Consider the following 21,045-nt stretch of genomic DNA (forward strand, 5'->3'; position numbering starts at 1 on the left):
AATGTCAATACTTATTAATAGTACGACACTTGGTAATATCATTATCACACTCGGCTCAGTTTTTCTCTTGTATTACCTCATCCGTAAATTCGCATGGGATCAAATTACAGGAATCTTTGCTGCTCGTGAAAAGAAAATTGCCACAGATATTGATAGTGCTGAAAATGCTCGTCAAGAAGCAGAAAGCTTGGCACAAAAACGTCAAGATGAGTTGGCAGGTGCTCGCACTGAGGCAGCTCAAATTATTGATGGGGCCAAGGAAACTGGTAAAACTCAAGAATCAAAAATCATTGCAGAAGCACATGATGAAGCTAAACGCTTGAAAGAAAAAGCAAATCAAGACATTGCCCAAAGCCGTGTGGAAGCACTTGCTGGCGTTAAAGGTGAAGTTGCAGACTTGACTGTCCTCTTGGCGGAAAAAGTTATGAAACAAAACCTTGATGCTAAAGCGCAATCTGACTTGATTGATAGCTATCTTGATCAATTAGGAGATGCTTAATGGATAAGAAAACACAAGCTCTTGTTGAGCAGTATGCCAGAAGCCTGGTAGAAGTCGCTTTTGAACAAGACGCCGTGTCAACAATCCAAGAAGAAGTAAGGCAAATCCTAACAGTTTTTGCTGAAACAAATCTAAAAACCTTCTTGTCGCAGGAAAATGTGACAAGTGAAGCTAAAAAAGAAAGTTTGAGCTTGTTTCAAGAGTCTTGTTCAGTGTATATGAACAATTTTCTTGAGGTAATCTTACTCAATGACCGTGCCAACATTCTCTATGATGTGTTGAAATTGGTCCTTGAGCTCTTTGACCAAGAAGACAATAGTTACGATGTCACAGTGACATCAGCAAGTCCCTTGTCTGAGGAACAAAAAGCCCGACTTTTGGCGATTGTTTCACAAAAATTTGAGATTAAGACACGTCGTTTAGTAGAAAAAATTGATGAGGACCTCATCGGAGGATTCGTCATCAAAGCAAAAAATAAGGTTGTTGACACGTCAATTCGCAGTCAATTGCAAACCTTTAAAACGAATTTGAAATAGAAAGTGGTGTGACTTTTGGCAATTAACGCACAAGAAATTAGCGCTTTAATTAAAAAGCAAATTGAAAACTTCCAGCCAAACTTTGACGTCACTGAAACTGGTGTCGTTACCTATATCGGTGACGGTATCGCACGTGCTCGTGGTCTTGATAATGCCATGAGTGGTGAGTTGCTCGAATTTGAAAATGGTGCCTATGGTATGGCCCAAAACCTTGAATCTAATGATGTCGGTATCATTATCTTGGGGGATTTCGTAGCAATTCGTGAAGGCGATATTGTTAAACGTACTGGAAAAATCATGGAAGTTCCAGTTGGTGAAGCCCTTATTGGTCGTGTAGTAAACCCACTTGGGCAACCAGTTGATGGTCTTGGTGACATCGAAACAACAGGTTTCCGTCCAGTTGAAACACCTGCTCCAGGTGTTATGCAACGTAAATCAGTTTCTGAGCCATTGCAAACTGGTCTTAAGGCCATTGATGCCTTGGTTCCAATTGGACGTGGTCAACGTGAGTTGGTCATCGGAGACCGCCAAACTGGTAAAACTTCAGTAGCCATTGATGCTATCTTGAACCAAAAAGGACAAGATATGATCTGTATTTATGTGGCTATTGGTCAAAAAGAATCAACAGTTCGTACACAAGTAGAAACTCTCCGTAAACATGGTGCTCTTGATTACACAATCGTTGTGACTGCCTCAGCATCACAACCATCACCATTGCTTTACATCGCACCTTACGCTGGTGTTGCAATGGCTGAAGAGTTCATGTATAACGGAAAACACGTCTTGATTGTTTATGATGATTTGTCTAAACAAGCCGTGGCCTACCGTGAACTTTCATTGCTTCTCCGTCGTCCACCAGGTCGTGAAGCCTACCCAGGGGATGTCTTCTATCTCCACTCACGTCTTTTGGAACGTTCAGCTAAAGTTTCAGATGATCTTGGTGGTGGTTCAATTACTGCCTTGCCAATCATCCAAACGCAAGCCGGAGATATCTCAGCTTATATCGCAACAAACGTTATCTCAATCACAGATGGACAAATCTTCTTGCAAGAAAACTTGTTTAACTCAGGTATTCGTCCAGCCATTGATGCGGGTTCTTCCGTATCACGTGTAGGTGGATCAGCGCAAATTAAAGCGATGAAGAAGGTTGCTGGTACACTTCGTCTTGACTTGGCTTCATATCGTGAACTTGAAGCCTTTACGCAATTTGGTTCAGATTTGGATGCTGCGACTCAAGCGAAATTGAACCGTGGTCGTCGTACAATCGAAGTTTTGAAACAACCGCTTCATAAACCACTTCCAGTTGAGAAACAAGTTGTTATCCTTTACGCTTTGACACACGGTTTCTTGGATAGTGTTCCGGTTGATCAAATCTTGGATTTTGAAGAAGCACTCTATGACTACTTTGATAGTCACCATGAGGATATCTTTGAAACTATTCGTACAACTAAGGATATTCCTGAGGAATCTGTACTTAATGAAGCTATCCAAGCTTTCAAAGATCAGTCAGAATACAAATAGAAATAGGGAGGACAGCATATGGCAGGCTCTCTAAGAGAAATCCAAGCAAAAATTGCTTCAACAAAGAAAACGAGTCAGATCACAGGAGCCATGCAAATGGTTTCTGCATCAAAATTGACACGTTCTGAGCAAGCTGCTAAAGATTTCCAAATCTATGCCTCAAAAATTAGACAGATCACAACAGATCTTCTACATTCAGAATTAATTAATGGTTCGTCAAATCCAATGTTGGATGCACGTCCAGTTCGTAAGACAGGTTACATTGTCATTACTTCAGATAAAGGACTTGTTGGAGGTTATAACTCAACAATTCTTAAAGCTGTGTTGGACATGATTAAACGTGACCATGATTCTGAAGATGAATATGCTATCATTTCCATTGGTGGAACAGGTTCAGATTTCTTCAAGGCTCGTAACATGAATGTTGCTTTTGAACTTCGTGGCCTTGAAGATCAACCTAGTTTTGATCAAGTCGGAAAAATCATTTCTAAAGCTGTAGGAATGTATCAAAATGAACTTTTTGATGAACTCTATGTGTGCTATAACCACCATGTTAACAGTTTGTCTAGCGAAGTTCGTGTGGAACAAATGCTTCCTATCGCTGATTTGGATCCCAATGAATCAGAAGGTCATGTGTTGACCAAGTTTGAATTGGAACCAGATCGTGACACTATTTTGGATCAACTCTTACCACAATATGCGGAGAGTCTTATCTACGGTGCTATCGTAGATGCCAAAACAGCTGAGCACGCAGCGGGTATGACTGCAATGCAGACAGCCACTGATAATGCTAAGAATGTGATTAACGATTTGACAATCCAATATAACCGTGCGCGTCAAGCTGCCATCACTCAGGAAATTACTGAAATTGTTGGTGGTGCAAGTGCACTTGAATAGCTAGAGATTTGTCTTAATTAGACACACATGAAAAAGGGATGATTGTCATCCAAAAAACTATCATAAGGAGAAAACAATGAGCTCAGGCAAAATTGCTCAGGTTGTTGGTCCTGTTGTAGACGTAGCGTTTGCAGCCGGTGATAAACTCCCTGAGATTAACAATGCATTGGTCGTTTATACTGATGAACAAAAGTCTAAACGTATCGTGCTCGAAGTAGCTCTTGAACTTGGAGAAGGTGTGGTTCGTACCATTGCCATGGAATCTACTGATGGATTGACTCGTGGACTAGAAGTTCTGGACACTGGTCGTCCAATCAGCGTTCCTGTTGGTAAAGATACCCTTGGACGTGTCTTTAACGTTCTTGGTGATACCATTGACTTGGAAGCACCTTTTGCAGAAGATGCAGAGCGTGAACCAATTCACAAAAAAGCACCAACTTTCGATGAATTGTCAACATCTACTGAAATCCTTGAAACAGGGATTAAAGTTATCGACTTGCTTGCCCCTTACCTTAAAGGTGGTAAAGTCGGACTCTTTGGTGGTGCCGGTGTTGGTAAAACCGTTCTTATTCAAGAGTTGATTCACAACATTGCCCAAGAGCACGGTGGTATTTCCGTGTTTACAGGTGTTGGTGAACGTACACGTGAAGGTAATGACCTTTACTGGGAAATGAAAGAATCTGGCGTTATTGAGAAAACAGCCATGGTCTTCGGTCAAATGAACGAACCACCTGGAGCACGTATGCGTGTTGCACTTACTGGTTTGACAATTGCGGAATACTTCCGTGATGTCGAAGGTCAAGACGTGCTTCTCTTCATCGATAACATCTTCCGTTTCACTCAAGCAGGTTCTGAGGTTTCTGCCCTTCTTGGTCGTATGCCATCAGCCGTTGGTTACCAACCTACACTTGCTACTGAAATGGGTCAATTGCAAGAACGTATCACATCAACTAAAAAAGGTTCTGTTACATCAATCCAAGCCATCTACGTTCCAGCCGATGACTATACTGACCCAGCGCCAGCTACAGCATTTGCTCACTTGGATTCAACAACCAACCTTGAACGTAAGTTGACACAAATGGGTATTTACCCAGCCGTTGACCCATTGGCATCAAGCTCACGTGCCCTTTCACCTGAAATTGTTGGTGAAGAACACTATGCTGTTGCGACTGAAGTTCAACGTGTGCTTCAACGTTACCGTGAATTGCAAGATATTATCGCTATCCTTGGTATGGATGAATTGTCAGACGAAGAAAAAACATTGGTTGGACGTGCTCGTCGTATCCAATTCTTCTTGTCACAAAACTTTAACGTTGCTGAACAGTTTACAGGTCAACCAGGTTCTTATGTTCCAGTTGCTGAAACCGTTCGTAGCTTTAAAGAAATCCTTGAAGGTAAATATGACAATCTTCCAGAAGATGCCTTCCGTAGCGTAGGTCCAATTGAGGATGTAGTAGCTAAAGCTAAAGCTATGGGCTACTAATGAGGTGAAGATATGGCACAAATGACCGTACAAGTGGTAACTCCGGATGGTCTGAAATATGACCACCATGCCAGCTTTATCCACGCGGTTACTAAAGATGGTCAAATTGGTATCTTGCCAGGCCATATTAACTTGATTGCGCCACTTGAAGTGGATGAACTCAAGGTTCGTCGTGTGGATGACGAGAGTCACGTCGATTGGATTGCCGTAAACGGTGGTATCATCGAAGTTAAAGATGATTTTATTACTATCGTTGCCGATTCAGCAGAACGTGAACGCGACATTGACGTTTCTCGTGCCGAACGTGCCAAGCAACGTGCCGAACGTGACTTGGAAGAAGCAACTAAATCTGACCGTATTGATGAAGTTCAACGTGCTCAGGTTGCTCTCCGTCGAGCACTTAATCGTATCAGTGTCGGTACAAAATAAGACAAAAAAAACGAGACTTTGGTCCCGTTTTTTATTTGTCGTAAAAGAAAACATGAGAAGTAGCAAAGTTATCAAAGAAAGTTCATTGTAAAACCTATCTGAAGGTAAGATAAAAAATCAGATTTCCAGTCCTGAAAACGGTTAATTTAGCTTTTACTTTAGTTTAAGGTATCAAAGTGTTATAATATAAGCTGTTAGCTTTATATTTTAAGAGAAAATGTAGAGTAACGTAATAGAAAGTATGAGTTTTTTAAAGATATGAAAATTGAAAAGAAGCATCTTTTAGATTACACCATCTTGATACCTTATTTAATCTTATCCATAGTTGGTTTAATAGTAGTGTATTCAACAACAAGTGCTCGTTTAGTAGCCTTGGGAGCCAATCCCTTCGCATCTGTTATAAACCAAGGAGCCTTTTGGTTGGTATCCTTGTTCTCTATTTTTTTCATCTACCGACTGAAATTGAACTTTCTCAGGAAAGATAAGCTTTTGGGTGTTGTTATTGCCTTTGAGATTTTACTTTTGGTCATTGCCAAATTTTTCACCAGGGAAATCAATGGTGCCAATGGTTGGATTGTGCTAGGTCCCTTGTCTTTCCAACCAGCGGAGTACCTTAAAATCATTGTTGTTTGGTTTTTGGCACACACCTTTTCAAAAAAACAGTCTGCCATAGAACGTTATGACTACCAAGCCCTGACGAAGAATAGATGGATTCCTAGGAATGGTAAGGAACTTAATGACTGGCGTGTCTATTTGCTTGTAATGATCGGTTTGGTTGCTATCCAACCTGACTTGGGGAATGCGGCTATCATTGTGTTGACTACAGTAGTGATGTTTTCAATTTCTGGTGTTGGCTACCGTTGGTTTACGGCCTTGTTTGCCAGTATTGTTGGGATTTCGTCAGCCTTCCTTGGGTTAATTGCCTTGGTTGGGGTTCAAACCATGGCTAAGGTACCTATCTTTGGATATGTTGCCAAGCGTTTCGCAGCATATTTTAATCCGTTCAAGGATTTGACAGGATCTGGTCTTCAGCTATCTCATTCATACTATGCTATGAGTAATGGGGGCTGGTTCGGCCTTGGACTTGGAAATTCGATTGAAAAAACTGGTTATCTCCCAGAAGCTACAACAGACTTTGTGTTTTCAATTGTAATTGAAGAGTTAGGTCTTATCGGAGCTGGCTTGATTCTGGCCCTCCTCTTTTTCCTCATTCTTCGTGTTATGATTGTGGGAGTCAAGGCACGAAATCCTTTTAACTCTATGATGGCATTGGGTGTAGGTGCCTTAATGCTAATGCAGGTCTTCGTTAACATCGGAGGAATCTCAGGGCTGATTCCATCAACAGGGGTTACCTTCCCCTTCCTTTCGCAAGGAGGTAACTCTCTTTTAGTGACTTCAGTTGGGATAGCCTTTGTCTTGAACATCGCTGCTAATGAAAAGCGTGATAATATTGTTCAAGCGATTGAGGATGAGTTATCTCAGACTCAAGAATTGGAAAATCAAGATGAAAAAATCGTGCCTTTAAGAAGAAGTCGTTAATACGGCTTCTTTTTTCGTTAGATGGTGTTAGGCAGTAGTATGAAGATAGTGAAAGCTAATAGGAGCAGTAGAAATAGAATTATTGAAAGGAATATTTGTAATTACTCTAAAGAAAAACTGAAAACTATATAAAATACTTGCAATTCTATGACATTTTGATAGAATAGTAGAGTAAAGTTAGACTGTATTGCCTACTGTCTATCTATAAAATATATTTTATTGGAGGCTTTTCCTAAATGGCAAAAGAAAAATACGATCGTAGTAAACCACACGTTAACATTGGTACAATCGGACACGTTGACCACGGTAAAACTACTTTGACAGCTGCTATCACAACTGTATTGGCTCGTCGTCTTCCTAGCGCAGTTAACACACCAAAAGACTACGCTTCAATCGACGCTGCTCCAGAAGAACGTGAACGTGGTATCACAATCAACACTGCACACGTTGAGTACGAAACTGAAAAACGTCACTACGCTCACATCGATGCGCCAGGACACGCGGACTACGTTAAAAACATGATCACTGGTGCCGCTCAAATGGACGGTGCGATCCTTGTAGTAGCATCTACTGACGGACCAATGCCACAAACTCGTGAGCACATCCTTCTTTCACGTCAGGTTGGTGTTAAACACCTTATCGTCTTCATGAACAAAGTTGACTTGGTTGACGATGAAGAATTGCTTGAATTGGTTGAAATGGAAATCCGTGACCTTCTTTCAGAATACGATTTCCCAGGTGATGACATTCCAGTTATCCAAGGTTCAGCTCTTAAAGCTCTTGAAGGTGATTCTAAATACGAAGACATCATCATGGACTTGATGAACACTGTTGACGAATACATTCCAGAACCAGAACGTGACACTGACAAACCATTGTTGCTTCCAGTCGAAGACGTATTCTCAATCACTGGTCGTGGTACTGTTGCTTCAGGACGTATCGACCGTGGTGTTGTTCGTGTCAATGACGAAGTTGAAATCGTTGGTCTTAAAGAAGACATCCAAAAAGCAGTTGTTACTGGTGTTGAAATGTTCCGTAAACAACTTGACGAAGGTATTGCCGGAGATAACGTCGGTGTTCTTCTTCGTGGTATCCAACGTGATGAAATCGAACGTGGTCAAGTATTGGCTGCACCTGGTTCAATCAACCCACACACTAAATTCAAAGGTGAAGTTTACATCCTTTCTAAAGAAGAAGGTGGACGTCACACTCCATTCTTCAACAACTACCGTCCACAGTTCTACTTCCGTACAACTGACGTAACAGGTTCAATCGAACTTCCTGCAGGTACTGAAATGGTTATGCCTGGTGATAACGTGACTATCGACGTTGAGTTGATCCACCCAATCGCCGTTGAACAAGGTACAACATTCTCTATCCGTGAAGGTGGACGTACTGTTGGTTCAGGTATCGTATCTGAAATCGAAGCTTAATTAATATTAAGTTCCCAATACAATTATTCGTCAGACAATAATTGAGAGAGTCGAGTTTACTCGGCTCTTTTTGGTGTTTAAAAATACTTGTGATTTTATACTTTTAAGGTATTTTAGATGCTTAAGCTAAGTTTTGATAGTGATAAATAGACATAAAGCAGGTTGAGTTTTCGGAATTTTCCTAAAATCCTAGTAATAGTAAGGGATTTGTGATAAAATAAACGAGTAAATAAATAAAAGAAGAGGTATGTGAAATGTCACGTAAACCATTTATCGCTGGTAACTGGAAAATGAACAAAAATCCAGAAGAAGCAAAAGCATTCGTTGAAGCTGTAGCATCAAAACTTCCTTCATCAGATCTTGTTGAAGCTGGTATCGCAGCTCCTGCAGTTGACTTGACAGCTGTACTTGCTGCCGCTAAAGGTTCAGACCTTAAAGTTGCTGCACAAAACACTTACTTTGAAAATGCTGGTGCCTTCACTGGTGAAACTAGCCCACAAGTTTTGAAAGAAATCGGTACTGACTACGTTGTTATCGGTCACTCAGAACGTCGTGACTACTTCCACGAAACTGATGAAGACATCAACAAAAAAGCAAAAGCAATCTTTGCTAACGGTATGCTTCCAATCATCTGTTGTGGTGAATCACTTGAAACTTACGAAGCTGGTAAAGCAGCAGAATTCGTAGGTGCTCAAGTTTCAGCTGCTCTTGCTGGATTGACTGCAGAACAAGTCGCTTCAACAGTAATCGCCTACGAACCAATCTGGGCTATCGGTACTGGTAAATCAGCTTCACAAGACGACGCACAAAAAATGTGTAAAGTTGTTCGTGACGTTGTAGCTGCTGATTTTGGTCAAGAAGTTGCCGACAAAGTACGTGTTCAATACGGTGGATCAGTTAAACCTGAAAACGTTGCTGAATACATGGCTTGTCCAGACGTTGACGGAGCTCTTGTAGGTGGTGCATCACTTGAAGCTGAAAGCTTCTTGGCATTGCTTGACTTCGTTAAATAATTTTAGATAAAGTCGAGGTTTCCCTCGGCTTTTTTCTTGTTTGTCTTAAGTGTTTTTCTAAAAAAAGCCAGGTTTCTCTTATCCTGTTTTGGGGAGCAAAGGTGCTTAAATGTAGAACAAAAACTCCTATTTTGTAAGCCCTATCTTTTTGTTTGGATTTTTTAAAACTTTGAGCCTAGGCAAGTACAATTGGATTGTCCCAAGAGGCAGATAATATGCTATAATGAGAGTAGTATAACTAGAGCGCAGGCACTGATAGTCTGTTTGCTCCGCATTTTTCCAAGAAGAGGAGAATTAGAAATCATGACTTTTGATGCAATTGACCAAATGGCGGTCAGCACTATTCGTTCGCTTTCGATCGAGGCCATTCAAGCCGCGAATTCTGGACACCCAGGTCTTCCTATGGGTGCAGCGCCAATGGCATATGTACTTTGGAACCATGTGATGAATGTTAATCCAAAGACTAGCCGTAACTGGACAAACCGTGACCGTTTTGTTCTTTCTGCAGGTCATGGTTCTGCTTTGCTTTATAGCCTCTTGCACCTTTCAGGCTATGATGTATCAATGGATGATTTGAAGAACTTCCGTCAATGGGGTTCTAAGACTCCAGGTCACCCTGAAGTTAATCATACTGATGGTGTTGAAGCAACATCAGGTCCTCTTGGTCAAGGAATTGCTAATGCTGTAGGTATGGCAATGGCTGAAGCGCACTTGGCAGCTAAATTTAACAAACCTGGTTTTGATATTGTTGACCATTATACTTATGCCCTCCATGGCGATGGTTGTTTGATGGAAGGTGTTTCTCAAGAAGCTGCCAGTCTTGCTGGTCACCTTAAACTTGGTAAGTTGGTGCTTCTTTACGATTCAAATGATATCTCACTTGATGGACCAACTTCAATGGCTTTCACAGAAGATGTTAAGGCTAAGTTTGAAGCTTATGGTTGGCAACACATTCTTGTCAAAGATGGTAATGATTTGGAAGCTATTGCTAAAGCCATCGAAGAAGCTAAGGCTGAGACAGATAAACCATCTATCATTGAAGTTAAGACAATCATTGGTTATGGAGCTGAAGGACAAGGAACATCAGCTGTCCACGGTGCTCCAATCGGTCAAGATGGCATTGATCACGCAAAAGGTGTTTACGGTTATGATGCACCGGCATTTACAGTTCCAGATGAAGTTGCTCGTCGTTTTGAAGTTGGTATTAAATTCCGTGGTGAAGCTGCTGAAAATGCTTGGCAAACTAAATTTGCAGAATATGAAACTGCTTACCCAGAATTGGCTGCTGAATACAAGGCTGCCTTTGCAAATGAACCTGTACACGTTGACTTGAATGCTCATGAATTGGGTTCAGCAGTTGCTAGCCGTGTATCAAGCCAACAAGCTATCCAACAGATTTCTGAACAAGTTCCTTCATTCTGGGGTGGTTCAGCAGACCTTTCAGCTTCTAACAATACTATGGTTAAGGCTGAGTCTGATTTCCAAGCAGACAACTATGCTGGACGTAATATTTGGTTTGGTGTGCGTGAGTTTGCTATGGCTGCAGCGATGAATGGTATTGCTCTTCATGGTGGTACTCGTGTTTATGGTGGTACCTTCTTCGTCTTCTCAAACTATTTGCTTCCAGCAGTACGTATGGCAGCTCTTCAAAACTTGCCAGTAACTTATGTTATGACACATGACTCAGTAGCAGTTGGTGAAGATGGACCTACTCACGAACCAATCGAACAATTGGCAAGTGTGCGTTCAATGCCTAACCTTAACGTTATCCGTCCTGCAGATGGTAATGAAACTAATGCTGCATGGAAACGTGCCTTGGCTGAGACTGAACGTCCAACAATGCTAGTCTTGACACGTCAAAACTTGCCAGTCCTTGATGGTACTGCTGAAAATGCTGAAACTGGTGTCAATAAAGGAGCTTACATCATCTCAGAAGCAAACGGTGATCTTGATGGTATCATCATTGCAACTGGTTCTGAAGTGAAATTGGCACTTGATACGCAGGCTGCTCTTGAAGCTGAAGGTGTGCATGTTCGTGTTGTTTCAATGCCATCACAAAATCTCTTTGATGAACAAGATGCTGCATATAAAGAAGAAGTCCTTCCAGCAGCTGTGACAAAACGTTTGGCTATCGAAGCTGGAACTAGCTTTGGTTGGGGTAAATATGTTGGTCTTGCAGGTAAAACACTTACTATTGATACTTGGGGTGCTTCAGCACCTGGTGACCGTATCTTTAAAGAATACGGATTCACTGTTGAAAATGCAAGTCAACTTTACAAATCATTGTAAGAAAAGAAAGAGCTTGGCTAGTCCAAGTTCTTTTTTGTAAATTTCGTACAGAACTTGACTTTTTAGGGCATAGTGTTAGAATGACTGTGTCAGCCGATTTAGCTCAGTTGGTAGAGCAACGCACTCGTAACGCGTAGGTCACAGGTTCGAAACCTGCAATCGGCATGGTCAGAAGTATTTAGATAGAAAAAAGGAGGGGTGGAAACCTCTTTTTTTCTTCCATCTAAGCTAAAATTTGATAAAATAGAAGATGAAAAAAATCAAAAGGAAGTATCATGTCAAAAGGGTTATTAATCTCAATCGAAGGGCCAGACGGTGCTGGAAAGACTACAGTTTTGGAGGCACTTTTGCCACGTTTAAGAGAGGTTTATCCAGCTCAGGTTGTGACGACACGTGAACCAGGCGGAGTAGCTATTGCAGAGCAAATCCGAGAGGTTATTTTGGATGTCAATAATACGGCTATGGATGCTAAGACAGAGCTCTTGCTCTATATTGCGGCTCGTCGTCAACATCTGGTTGAGAAGGTTTTGCCAGAGCTTGAAAAAGGCAATATGGTCATCATGGATCGTTTTATTGATTCATCAGTTGCTTATCAAGGTACTGGCCGTGGCTTGAATCAGGATGAGATTGCCTGGTTAAATGCCTATGCGACTGATGGTTATAAACCTAATGTGACCTTATTGTTTGATGTGGATTCTGAGACTGGTTTGGCCCGCATTGCAGCCAGCGGTGAACGTGAAGTCAATCGGTTGGATTTAGAGAAGCTTGACTTGCATCAGCGTGTACGTCAAGGTTATTTAGATTTAGCACAGGCTGAACCAGAACGTATCAAGCTAATCGATGCCTCACAGGCTTTTGAAGATGTTGTAGAGGACGCTTGGAAAGTAATTAAAGGCTATTTATAAGGAGCAAGATGAAGTTAGCTGAAAGTCAAAGCAAACTATTTGAAGAGTTTTCACAAATTATCAGGGAAAATCGTTTGAGTCATGCTTATTTGTTTTCGGGTGATTTTGGAAGTCTCGACATGGCTATTTGGCTAGCACAGAGTCGTTTTTGTGTGACTCCTGAGAATAGTCTACCTTGTGGTCACTGTCGTCCTTGTCGTTTGATTGCTCAGGGGGACTTTTCTGATGTTAAATTAGTAGAGCCACAAGGACAGATTATTAAGACGGACACGATTCGTCAGTTGACTAGAGAGTTTAGTCAATCGAGTTTTGAAGGGCAGGCTCAGGTTTTTATCATTCGTGATGCAGATAAGATGCATGTCAATGCTGCCAATAGTCTATTAAAGTTTATTGAAGAACCTCAAAGTCAGATTTATATTTTTCTTTTGACAGCTGATGATAGTCGGATGTTACCGACGATTAAAAGTCGAGCTCAACTCTTTTATTTTCCTAAGAATCGGGCTTATCTGGAAGAATTGCTGCAGAAGGAAGGCTTGTTGCTGACACAAGCCAAAGTGTTGGCGGATTTTGCTAAAGATGATGTTCAGGCTTTAGACTTAGCTAAGGATAATAGGATTCTTGATCTGATTAATACAGTAGAGCGTTTCACACAGTCCCTGCTATCTAATCAGGACCTGCTTTATTTGGATGTTGCAAAACTGGCTGTCCAGTGTAGTGAAAAGTCGGAACAAGAGATGGTCTGGGCTTTTTTAACTTATCAATTGGGGAAGGATATACAAAATCCACAAGCAAGACGATGGTTAGGCTTAGTTTATGAGGCACGAAAAATGTGGCTAGCTAATGTCAGCTTTCAAAATGCGATGGAGTATATGGTATTATCATGACAGAAGTCATTGGAATAAAATTTGAGGAAACTGGAGCAGTAGAATATGTTGTTCCTGATAAAAATTATGCCAAAGATGACTTTGTAGTCGTTTTGGAGAAAAAAGATAAGCGCCTAGCTCAGGTTGTCATGGAAAACGCTGATTTTCCTGAGGTTAGTTTGCCTGCGGATTTGAATCGGGTTGAAGGATTGGCAGGGGAGAAAGATTTCGCTAGATATGATGAAAATCTTTTGAAGGCTGAAAAGAGTATGGGAGTAGTAGCTGATTTAATTGCTCAAAATCAGCTAGAAATGAAGGTCGTTGATATTGTCTTTCCGCTAAATTGCTCTTATGTACTAATCAGTTTTGTTGCTGAAAAACGGGTAGATTTTCGTCAATTGCTCAAAGATTTGGCTTCTTACTTTAAGACACGTATTGAGTTGCGCCAAATTTCAAGTCGTGAGGAATCAAAGATTTATGGTGGCCTAGGACCTTGTGGTCGGGCACTTTGTTGTTCTAGTTTTTTGGGTGAATTCCCACCAGTATCGATTAAGATGGCTAAAAATCAGAGTTTATCTTTGAATTCTGGTAAGATGAATGGGGTCTGTGGTCGACTTATGTGTTGTCTCAGTTATGAAGATGACTTTTACCGAGATAGCAAGGCTAGTTATCCTGACTTGGGTGATGACATTGAAACCAAGGATGGTACAGGTCAGGTCGTTGCCATTGATGTAATTGCAGGGACCATTAAGGTTGTATTTGAAAAAGGGCGTGCGCCCCTAACTTATGGAGTGGAGGAAGTTCAGCTAAATGGAAAAGCGTGAATTGTATGATAAATTCGAGGAATTATCACAAAATTTGATGTCGATGTTGGCAGAAGTGGAAGCGATTAAGGCGAACTTCTCAGGGATTCTTGATGAAAATACGGCCCTCAAGTTGGAAAACGACAAGTTGCGTGAGCACTTAAGTCAAGTGGTTCAAGAGGAGACAGGGACTAAAATGTCTCATGGTAAGGTAAATCTCGAGGCTATTTACGATGATGGATTCCATATTTGTCCAGATTTTTATGGCCAACGTCGTGATAATAATGAAGCTTGTGGCTTCTGTGCAGAATTGTTGTACGGAGACTAAACATGCAGGTTCAAAAGAGTTTTAAGGGGCAATCTAGCTACGGTACCCTCTATCTGGTTCCCACTCCTATTGGGAATTTGCAGGATATGACTTTTCGTAGTGTGCAAATCCTGAAAGAGGTGGATCTTATTTGTGCGGAGGACACGCGCAATACGGGTCTCTTGCTCAAGCATTTTGAGATTGAAACCAAGCAGTATTCTTTTCATGAGCACAATGCTTATGAGAAAATTCCAGATTTACTGGAGCGCTTGAAGTCAGGTCTTTCTTTGGCTCAGGTTTCTGATGCGGGGATGCCTTCTATTTCGGATCCTGGGCATGATTTGGTCAAAGCTGCCATTGCTGAGGATATTCCTGTGGTGGCCTTACCGGGAGCATCGGCTGGTATTACAGCCTTGATTGCCAGTGGTTTAGCACCCCAACCTCATATTTTTTATGGCTTCCTACCCCGTAAAAAAGGACAGCAGATTGATTTCTTCAAGGAAAAACTGTCTTATCCTGAGACACAGATTTTTTACGAGTCACCTTACCGTGTGGCGGATACTCTTGAAAATATGCATGAGGTCTATGGCAACCGTCAAGTAACTTTAGTTCGAGAATTGACCAAGCTTTATGAAGAGTACCAACGAGGATCTATTTCAGAAGTTTTAGATTATATTGCTAGTAATCCTCTCAAGGGTGAATGTTTACTGATTGTGGCTGGAGCTTCTGAAAATGATAAGGAAGAAAATCTAACATCAAATATTACCCCGGTAGAGGCTGTAGAAGCTTTAATTGCCTCTGGAATGAAACCTAATCAGGCTATAAAAACCGTTGCTAAAGAGCGAAAAATGAATAGGCAAGAGCTTTATAACCTTTTTCATGGGGTTTAAAGGCTCTTTTTTGTGGCAACACAAGATGTTAGAAAAGAAAGAATTATCAAAAAATTCCGTAAATACACTTGTTTGTCTCGTGGTTTTGTGTTATATTATCTGACATAAAATATTTTGCACATATGGTTTGGTTGGTTTGGCTTTTATGCAGGATCAGCCTTGGCTGCTAATGGTTGGCAGTTCACACGCTAGTAACCGCTCATGTGTCAGCTGCTGCAGGCATGTTTTCATGGTTGGCAATTGAAAAACATGTCACAGGACATCCATCCTTGGTTGGTGGTTCAACCGGTTTGGTAGCAGGTCTAGTTGCAATCACACCTGGAGCTGGTTTTGTTTCAATTTGGAGTGCTATCCGTATTCGTACTGGTGAACGTGGTGGAGACGCCATTTAATATAATGGAGGCTTAAACCGGTTGGTTTGGGTCTTTTTTAGTGATTTTTGATATACTTAGGAGAGTTAGTATGATTTGAGGGGGTGACCGATTGGCGAAAGGAAAAAAGAAAAGTAAGTCTAAAGCTAGACCTAAGAAAACTAAAAAGAAACAGAAGTCTTTCTTGCTCTTTCCTAAATTTTTCCAAAAGTGGAGTCTGATTTTTATCGGCCTATTTGCCTTATTGGGACTCCTAGCTAGTTTAAATTTTCCAAGGTTGACCATGGAAAAGAACATGACGTCTACGGATGAGACGACGGTTGCTTTTATTGCTGAGATTGGTGAGACGTCGCGCTATTTGGCAGCTAGAAATGATCTTTATGCATCTGTTATGATAGCTCAGGCCATCTTGGAATCTGACTCTGGACAATCTACTTTGAGTCAGAAGCCGTCCTATAACTTCTTTGGGATTAAGGGGGACTACAATGGTCAAAGTGTGACCCTACCGACCTGGGAGGATGATGGTAAGGGCAATCCTTACTATATTGATGCAGCTTTTCGTTCTTATGGCTCTGTGGAAAATTCTTTACAGGACTACGTAGACTTCCTTGAGGGCAGCTACTATGTAGGGGTACACCGTTCCAAGACTAAGAATTATAAGGATGCCACAGCTGCCCTAACAGGGGTCTACGCTACGGATACAACTTATGGAGAAAAATTAAACAGCATCATTGAACAATACCAGTTAACCATTTATGACACTTATTAGAGCTAAAGGAGAGTAAAATGAATCAGAACCAAGTGAAACTCATTGCAATAGATATGGACGGGACGCTCTTAAATAGCCAAAAAGAGATTCCTGAAGAGAATATTAAGGCTATTCAAGAAGCAGCTGCGGCAGGCATTAAAATCGTACTTTGTACAGGACGCCCACGTTCAGGCATTCTTCCACATTTTGAGAAATTAGGATTGAGTGAAGAAGAGTATATTATCATGAACAATGGTTGTTCAACTTATGAGACAAAAAATTGGACCTTGCTGCAATCTGAAAGTTTATCTCGCCCTGAAATGGAAGAACTCTTGCAGGCTTGCGAAGACTTTCCAGAGGTGGCTCTAACCTTGACTGGAGAAAAGACTTATTATGTTGTGGGCGATGAGGTGCCTGAGTTAGTAGCTTATGATGCTGGCACTGTCTTCACAGAAGCGAAAGCTAGGAGTTTGGAAGAAATCTTTGCGGAAGGTCAAGTGATTTTCCAAGCCATGTATATGGCTGATTCTGAACCTTTGGACGCCTTCCAAAACGCCGTGCAAGATGGACTTAGTCAGAGCTATAGTACAGTTCGTAGTCAAGACTATATCTTTGAAATCATGCCACAAGGGGCAACAAAGGCTAGCGGGCTTAAACATTTAGCAGAAAAGCTTGACATTAACCCAGATCAAATCATGGCTCTAGGCGATGCTGCCAATGACCTTGAAATGCTTCAATTCGTCGGTCAAAGCGTTGCCATGGGTAATGCGAGTGACGACATTAAGGCTTTGTGTAAGTATGTGACTTTGACAAATGACGAGGCAGGTGTGGCACACGCCATTCGTACTTGGGCTCTATAAGAAAAAGACCTTTAGCTTTATTGTTTGCTAAAGGTTTTTCGATTTCTGATAATGGCAATGAGAGTAGTAAGTGTGATAGTGACATCAGTGATGGCAGCTGGGTAAGCCTGAATGGTCAAATCGTAAATTAGCCAAAGTAACATATTTTCAATAATGACCCAGCGAAGCCATTGAAGGTTTGGTGTGGTAGCAATAGCTAGGCTATAGGAAACTGAAGAGATGATAGGTAAATAACCAACAATCCCAAGTTGATTGAGATAGGTTCCGACGATGATTTGAATAATGATGAGGATGGTCAAGATAGTCTTGGTCATCTTCTTTTTGACCATCAGGCTATTACGTATGATGGAAATACTAATGGTTAAAGCACCGGTATAGCCTCCGAGAAGCAGGTTGGCAATAGCAGTAAAAATATAGTCGGTAATTTGCCAGACGAGCATGTTATTTTTTGATTTTGCAAAAGAGGATATAGCGACACATAGGGCACCTATGGCTGAGAATACTTGTGCTAGAAGATAGAATGTCATGGTATAACTTTCAATTTTTTGTCTCTATTATATCACAAGGATTCAAGATATTTTCATCTCTATTTTAGGATTTACAAGGCTAATATCTTAGCGTTTACATTAGAAAATGATATAATAAAAGTGTAGATAAGATTGTTCCCTTAAAAGTAGAGAGAACCCTGTGTTTCCTTGTGACATAGGTCCTATCTTTACTTTATGTGATAGACTAGAAATGAGGAAATGATTATGAAAAACAAATTTTCCCAAGCAATCGTGCTTTCAATGGTTACCCTTTCCTCAATGGCTTTGCTGACGGCCTGTTCCAGCCATAAGGAATCCAGTTCAGCAGATAAGACGCCTAATAGCAGCCAGGTGACCTCATCAAGTAAGGCTAAATCATCTAGTAAAGATAGCGGTAAGACTAGCAAGTCTAGTGCTAAGGTCAAGGAATCTTCGGGTTCAAAGACGGAATCTTCAAGCGCGCAAAGTAGTCAAAAGGCTTCTGTCCCAAGTTCGAGTAGTAGTCAGGCTCAGTCATCATCTTCAAAGAGTTCATCAGTTCCCTCAAGTAGCCAGTCCCAAGCACCTAAATCATCAAACGAGAGCCAATCTTCAGCCAGTCAATCTCAAGCGCCAAAGAGCTCAAGTGATAGCCAAGCTTCAAGTAGCCAATCTAGCAGTCAAGCTCAAGCTAAAACGGATACGCAAGTAACCACCGTGGATATGGATGTGAGTGCTGTAGCGCGTGGTCAGTTTGATAGTATTGCTGGAACTTGGAAGTCCAGTGATGGTAGTCGTCTGGTCTTTAACAATACTAGTCTAGTAGGAGATATCACTGCCCAAGGTCAAGCGACAGTTCACAATTATGTGCATCCGAAAGATAATTATCAAGAGGGCTCAGGTAAGTATGATGCTACCCTTTCAAGAGATAGGGGTGACACCTCTGGTATTGTTGGCGATATTAGTTTTGTTTCTAAAAAGGCAGCTATTTCTGGTCCTAGCTATGAACAAGATACCATTCAAGTAACCAGTACTGGTGGAACAAAGGTCTACTTTAAAGAATCAGACAATGTGACGCTACCTAAAGATGTGACAGTTACTGACAATCAACTTCCAATTGATGGTGGTATAGCAGAATCTGGCAGTTACACGCTTACCAAACGCACAGTTGTCAAAAATACTCCTAGTGATACAGCTCCAGTTGAATTTTACTTAGAAGCAGGCGATAAGATTAACTTTGATATGAAGGTTACTCAAGACGATCATAGTTGGATTTCTTACATCAGCTATAGTGGTGTTCGCCGTTATGTTCAAGTGGATTAAATAAGATATCTAGAAAGGTCAGAATTTCTTCTGATCTTTCTATTATTTTGTGGAAAAAGCCTTGTCTATTCCCTAATAAATCGATACAATAGAAAGGTCGGTTTAACCGAAAATTTTTAAATAATGAGGACAAAAATGTGTCAGTAAATTGGCAAGATATTGCGTTTTCTTTCCTCGGTGGTTTGGGGCTTTTCCTCTTTAGTATCAAGTATATGGGAGATGGTCTTCAACAAGCAGCCGGAGATAAGTTGCGCTTTTACATCGATAAGTATACCAGCAACCCGTTTTTAGGGGTTTTGATTGGTATTGTCATGACGGCCTTGATTCAATCGAGTTCAGGGGTTACCGTTATTGTCGTCGGTCTGGTTTCGGCAGGGCTTTTGAGTCTTCGTCAGGCTATTGGTATTGTCATGGGGGCAAACATCGGTACAACCGTAACTTCCTTCATGATTGGTTTCAAGCTTGGTGACTATGCCCTTCCAGTGATTTTCCTGGGGGCTGCGCTTCTCTTCTTTACAAGCAATAAGAAGCTCAATAATCTAGGACGTATCTTGTTTGGTGTTGGGGGGATTTTCTTTGCCCTTAACCTTATGGGAGATGCGGTAGAACCTTTGAAGTCAGTTACAGCCTTTAAGGACTACTTGGCAACCTTGGGTGATCGCCCAGTCATGGGGGTTATCATCGGTGCTGGCTTGACCATGTTGATTCAATCGTCAGCAGCGACCATCGGTATTCTTCAGAGCCTCTACTCAGGTGGTTTGCTTGATCTGCAAGGTGCCCTTCCAATCCTCTTTGGAGATAATATCGGGACGACTATCACAGCGGTTCTAGCTGCTCTTGGTTCAAACATTGCAGCTAAACGTGTGGCGGGGGCTCACGTCCTGTTCAACGTCATCGGGACGGTCTTGTGTTTGATTCTCTTGGTACCATTCACAGCCTTGATTCAATGGTTTAAGTCTGTGCTTGGTTTGACACCTGAGATGACTATCGCCTTTGCTCACGGTACTTTTAACATCGCAAATACTATTGTTCAATTCCCATTCATCGGACTCTTGGCTTACCTTGTGACTAAGATTATTCCTGGTGAAGATGAGATTAACAAGTACGAAGCACTCTACTTGGACCGTTTGCTTATCACACAAGCACCAGCTATCGCCCTTGGTAATGCTAAGAAAGAATTGGTGCACTTGGCATCGTACGCCATCCAGTCTTTGGAAGCTTCCTATGCTTTCTTTGCTAAGGGAGATGAAAAATACTTCGATAAGGTTGAGAAGTATGAAACAGCAGTTAATAGTATTGACGAAGAGTTGACAACTTATTTGATTGACATCTCTAACGAATCTCTAAGCGTTTCTGAAAATGAAGTGTTGGCAAGTGTGCTTGACTCTGTTCGTGACTTGGAGCGTATTGGTGACCTTGCAGTTGCAAGTGCAAACCTTTCACAACACATTCATAATAAGGGAATTGAATTTTCTGATACTGCCAAGGCTGAGCTTGCGGATGTTTACAACCGTACTCACCGTATCGCCCTTGATAGTATTCGTGTTGTTGTAGATGACGATAAGGTACTTGCAGGTCAAGTCATCCTTCGCCATGAAGAGTTGGAAAAACTTGAAAAACAATTGCGTAAAATACATACCAAACGTCTTAACAATGGTGAGTGTACTGCGCAAGCAGGTATCAACTATGTTGATTACCTCTCACATTACACACGTATCGCAGACCATGCGATTAACCTTGTTGAAAAGGTTACAGAAGGTGTGATTTAATAGAGAAAGTCGAGAAAATTTCTCGGCTTTTTTGTTATAATGAAAGCGTATTAAAAACATA

Annotated in this window: 20 protein-coding genes, 1 tRNA gene and 1 pseudogene; 21 read left to right on the forward strand and 1 reads right to left on the reverse strand. The window is 41.3% G+C overall.

Annotated elements, in window-relative coordinates; genetic code table 11:
• Position 1: 1 nt before the first annotated feature.
• The 19 genes and pseudogenes from atpF to H7U02_RS01540 all read left to right on the forward strand — a co-directional run bounded on the left by atpF (position 2) and on the right by H7U02_RS01540 (position 17,386).
• Positions 2 to 499 (forward strand): F0F1 ATP synthase subunit B, encoded by a 498-nt coding sequence (gene atpF / locus H7U02_RS01450; protein WP_014634008.1) that lies wholly within the window; start codon positions 2 to 4, stop codon positions 497 to 499.
• On the forward strand, positions 499 to 1,035 hold the full coding sequence (locus tag H7U02_RS01455; RefSeq protein WP_037601953.1) for a F0F1 ATP synthase subunit delta: 537 nt from the start codon (positions 499 to 501) through the stop codon (positions 1,033 to 1,035). Before atpF ends, H7U02_RS01455 begins: the two co-directional genes overlap by 1 nt.
• Before the next feature lie 15 nt (positions 1,036 to 1,050).
• The gene (gene atpA, locus H7U02_RS01460) at positions 1,051 to 2,556 is read left to right on the forward strand and encodes a F0F1 ATP synthase subunit alpha (protein WP_037601955.1); all 1,506 of its coding nucleotides are present in this window, start codon (positions 1,051 to 1,053) and stop codon (positions 2,554 to 2,556) included.
• Positions 2,557 to 2,574: 18 nt separating this feature from the next.
• The gene (locus tag H7U02_RS01465) at positions 2,575 to 3,453 is read left to right on the forward strand and encodes a F0F1 ATP synthase subunit gamma (RefSeq protein ID WP_002890208.1); all 879 of its coding nucleotides are present in this window, start codon (positions 2,575 to 2,577) and stop codon (positions 3,451 to 3,453) included.
• A gap of 76 nt (positions 3,454 to 3,529) precedes the next feature.
• Complete coding sequence (gene atpD, locus H7U02_RS01470; RefSeq protein WP_002890209.1) at positions 3,530 to 4,936, forward strand: F0F1 ATP synthase subunit beta; 1,407 nt, start codon at positions 3,530 to 3,532, stop codon at positions 4,934 to 4,936.
• 12 nt (positions 4,937 to 4,948) lie between these two features.
• Positions 4,949 to 5,365 (forward strand): F0F1 ATP synthase subunit epsilon, encoded by a 417-nt coding sequence (locus H7U02_RS01475; protein ID WP_002890211.1) that lies wholly within the window; start codon positions 4,949 to 4,951, stop codon positions 5,363 to 5,365.
• Positions 5,366 to 5,623: 258 nt separating this feature from the next.
• On the forward strand, positions 5,624 to 6,904 hold the full coding sequence (gene ftsW, locus H7U02_RS01480; RefSeq protein WP_037601957.1) for a cell division peptidoglycan polymerase FtsW: 1,281 nt from the start codon (positions 5,624 to 5,626) through the stop codon (positions 6,902 to 6,904).
• A 236-nt stretch (positions 6,905 to 7,140) separates the two neighbouring features.
• Positions 7,141 to 8,337: an elongation factor Tu gene (gene tuf, locus H7U02_RS01485; protein ID WP_002886182.1), complete on the forward strand. Its 1,197-nt coding sequence runs from the start codon at positions 7,141 to 7,143 to the stop codon at positions 8,335 to 8,337.
• Between the two features lie 254 nt (positions 8,338 to 8,591).
• Positions 8,592 to 9,350 (forward strand): triose-phosphate isomerase, encoded by a 759-nt coding sequence (gene tpiA / locus H7U02_RS01490; RefSeq protein WP_002885895.1) that lies wholly within the window; start codon positions 8,592 to 8,594, stop codon positions 9,348 to 9,350.
• Between the two features lie 303 nt (positions 9,351 to 9,653).
• Complete coding sequence (tkt, locus tag H7U02_RS01495; RefSeq protein ID WP_201042666.1) at positions 9,654 to 11,639, forward strand: transketolase; 1,986 nt, start codon at positions 9,654 to 9,656, stop codon at positions 11,637 to 11,639.
• A 92-nt stretch (positions 11,640 to 11,731) separates the two neighbouring features.
• A tRNA-Thr gene (locus H7U02_RS01500) sits at positions 11,732 to 11,804 on the forward strand.
• A 110-nt stretch (positions 11,805 to 11,914) separates the two neighbouring features.
• Positions 11,915 to 12,544 carry a dTMP kinase gene (gene tmk, locus H7U02_RS01505; RefSeq protein WP_155123811.1) on the forward strand — a complete coding sequence of 210 codons (630 nt, stop codon included), beginning with the start codon at positions 11,915 to 11,917 and terminating at the stop codon, positions 12,542 to 12,544.
• An 8-nt stretch (positions 12,545 to 12,552) separates the two neighbouring features.
• Positions 12,553 to 13,428 carry a DNA polymerase III subunit delta' gene (locus H7U02_RS01510; RefSeq protein ID WP_073685601.1) on the forward strand — a complete coding sequence of 292 codons (876 nt, stop codon included), beginning with the start codon at positions 12,553 to 12,555 and terminating at the stop codon, positions 13,426 to 13,428.
• Entirely contained in the window at positions 13,425 to 14,231 is an 807-nt protein-coding gene (gene ricT, locus H7U02_RS01515) for a regulatory iron-sulfur-containing complex subunit RicT (protein WP_048676194.1), read from the forward strand. The genes H7U02_RS01510 and ricT overlap by 4 nt, the downstream gene beginning before the upstream one ends.
• Positions 14,218 to 14,538, forward strand: coding sequence for a DNA replication initiation control protein YabA (gene yabA / locus H7U02_RS01520; protein ID WP_002887582.1), 321 nt, complete (start codon positions 14,218 to 14,220; stop codon positions 14,536 to 14,538). Before ricT ends, yabA begins: the two co-directional genes overlap by 14 nt.
• Before the next feature lie 2 nt (positions 14,539 to 14,540).
• Positions 14,541 to 15,407, forward strand: coding sequence for a 16S rRNA (cytidine(1402)-2'-O)-methyltransferase (gene rsmI, locus H7U02_RS01525; protein WP_155123812.1), 867 nt, complete (start codon positions 14,541 to 14,543; stop codon positions 15,405 to 15,407).
• 120 nt (positions 15,408 to 15,527) lie between these two features.
• Positions 15,528 to 15,766 (forward strand): annotated as a pseudogene (locus tag H7U02_RS01530) (ammonia permease); the annotation flags it as partial.
• Between the two features lie 124 nt (positions 15,767 to 15,890).
• Positions 15,891 to 16,547, forward strand: a complete 657-nt coding sequence (locus H7U02_RS01535) for a glucosaminidase domain-containing protein (RefSeq protein ID WP_021144572.1) — start codon at positions 15,891 to 15,893, stop codon at positions 16,545 to 16,547.
• Positions 16,548 to 16,564: 17 nt separating this feature from the next.
• Positions 16,565 to 17,386, forward strand: coding sequence for a Cof-type HAD-IIB family hydrolase (locus H7U02_RS01540; RefSeq protein WP_060972511.1), 822 nt, complete (start codon positions 16,565 to 16,567; stop codon positions 17,384 to 17,386).
• Positions 17,387 to 17,403: 17 nt separating this feature from the next.
• Here H7U02_RS01540 and H7U02_RS01545 read toward each other — a convergent pair whose 3' ends face one another.
• Positions 17,404 to 17,913 carry a YgjV family protein gene (locus tag H7U02_RS01545; RefSeq protein WP_175057441.1) on the reverse strand — a complete coding sequence of 170 codons (510 nt, stop codon included), beginning with the start codon at positions 17,911 to 17,913 and terminating at the stop codon, positions 17,404 to 17,406.
• Between the two features lie 225 nt (positions 17,914 to 18,138).
• Between H7U02_RS01545 and H7U02_RS01550 the strand changes: the two genes are divergently transcribed.
• Entirely contained in the window at positions 18,139 to 19,215 is a 1,077-nt protein-coding gene (locus H7U02_RS01550) for an SH3 domain-containing protein (RefSeq protein WP_175057442.1), read from the forward strand.
• Positions 19,216 to 19,352: 137 nt separating this feature from the next.
• Positions 19,353 to 20,984: a Na/Pi cotransporter family protein gene (locus tag H7U02_RS01555; protein ID WP_002890237.1), complete on the forward strand. Its 1,632-nt coding sequence runs from the start codon at positions 19,353 to 19,355 to the stop codon at positions 20,982 to 20,984.
• Positions 20,985 to 21,045 lie beyond the last annotated feature (61 nt).

The sequence above is a fragment of the Streptococcus sp. 3.1 genome, from assembly GCF_016648915.1.
GTDB classification, from domain to species: Bacteria; Bacillota; Bacilli; order Lactobacillales; family Streptococcaceae; genus Streptococcus; species Streptococcus salivarius_E.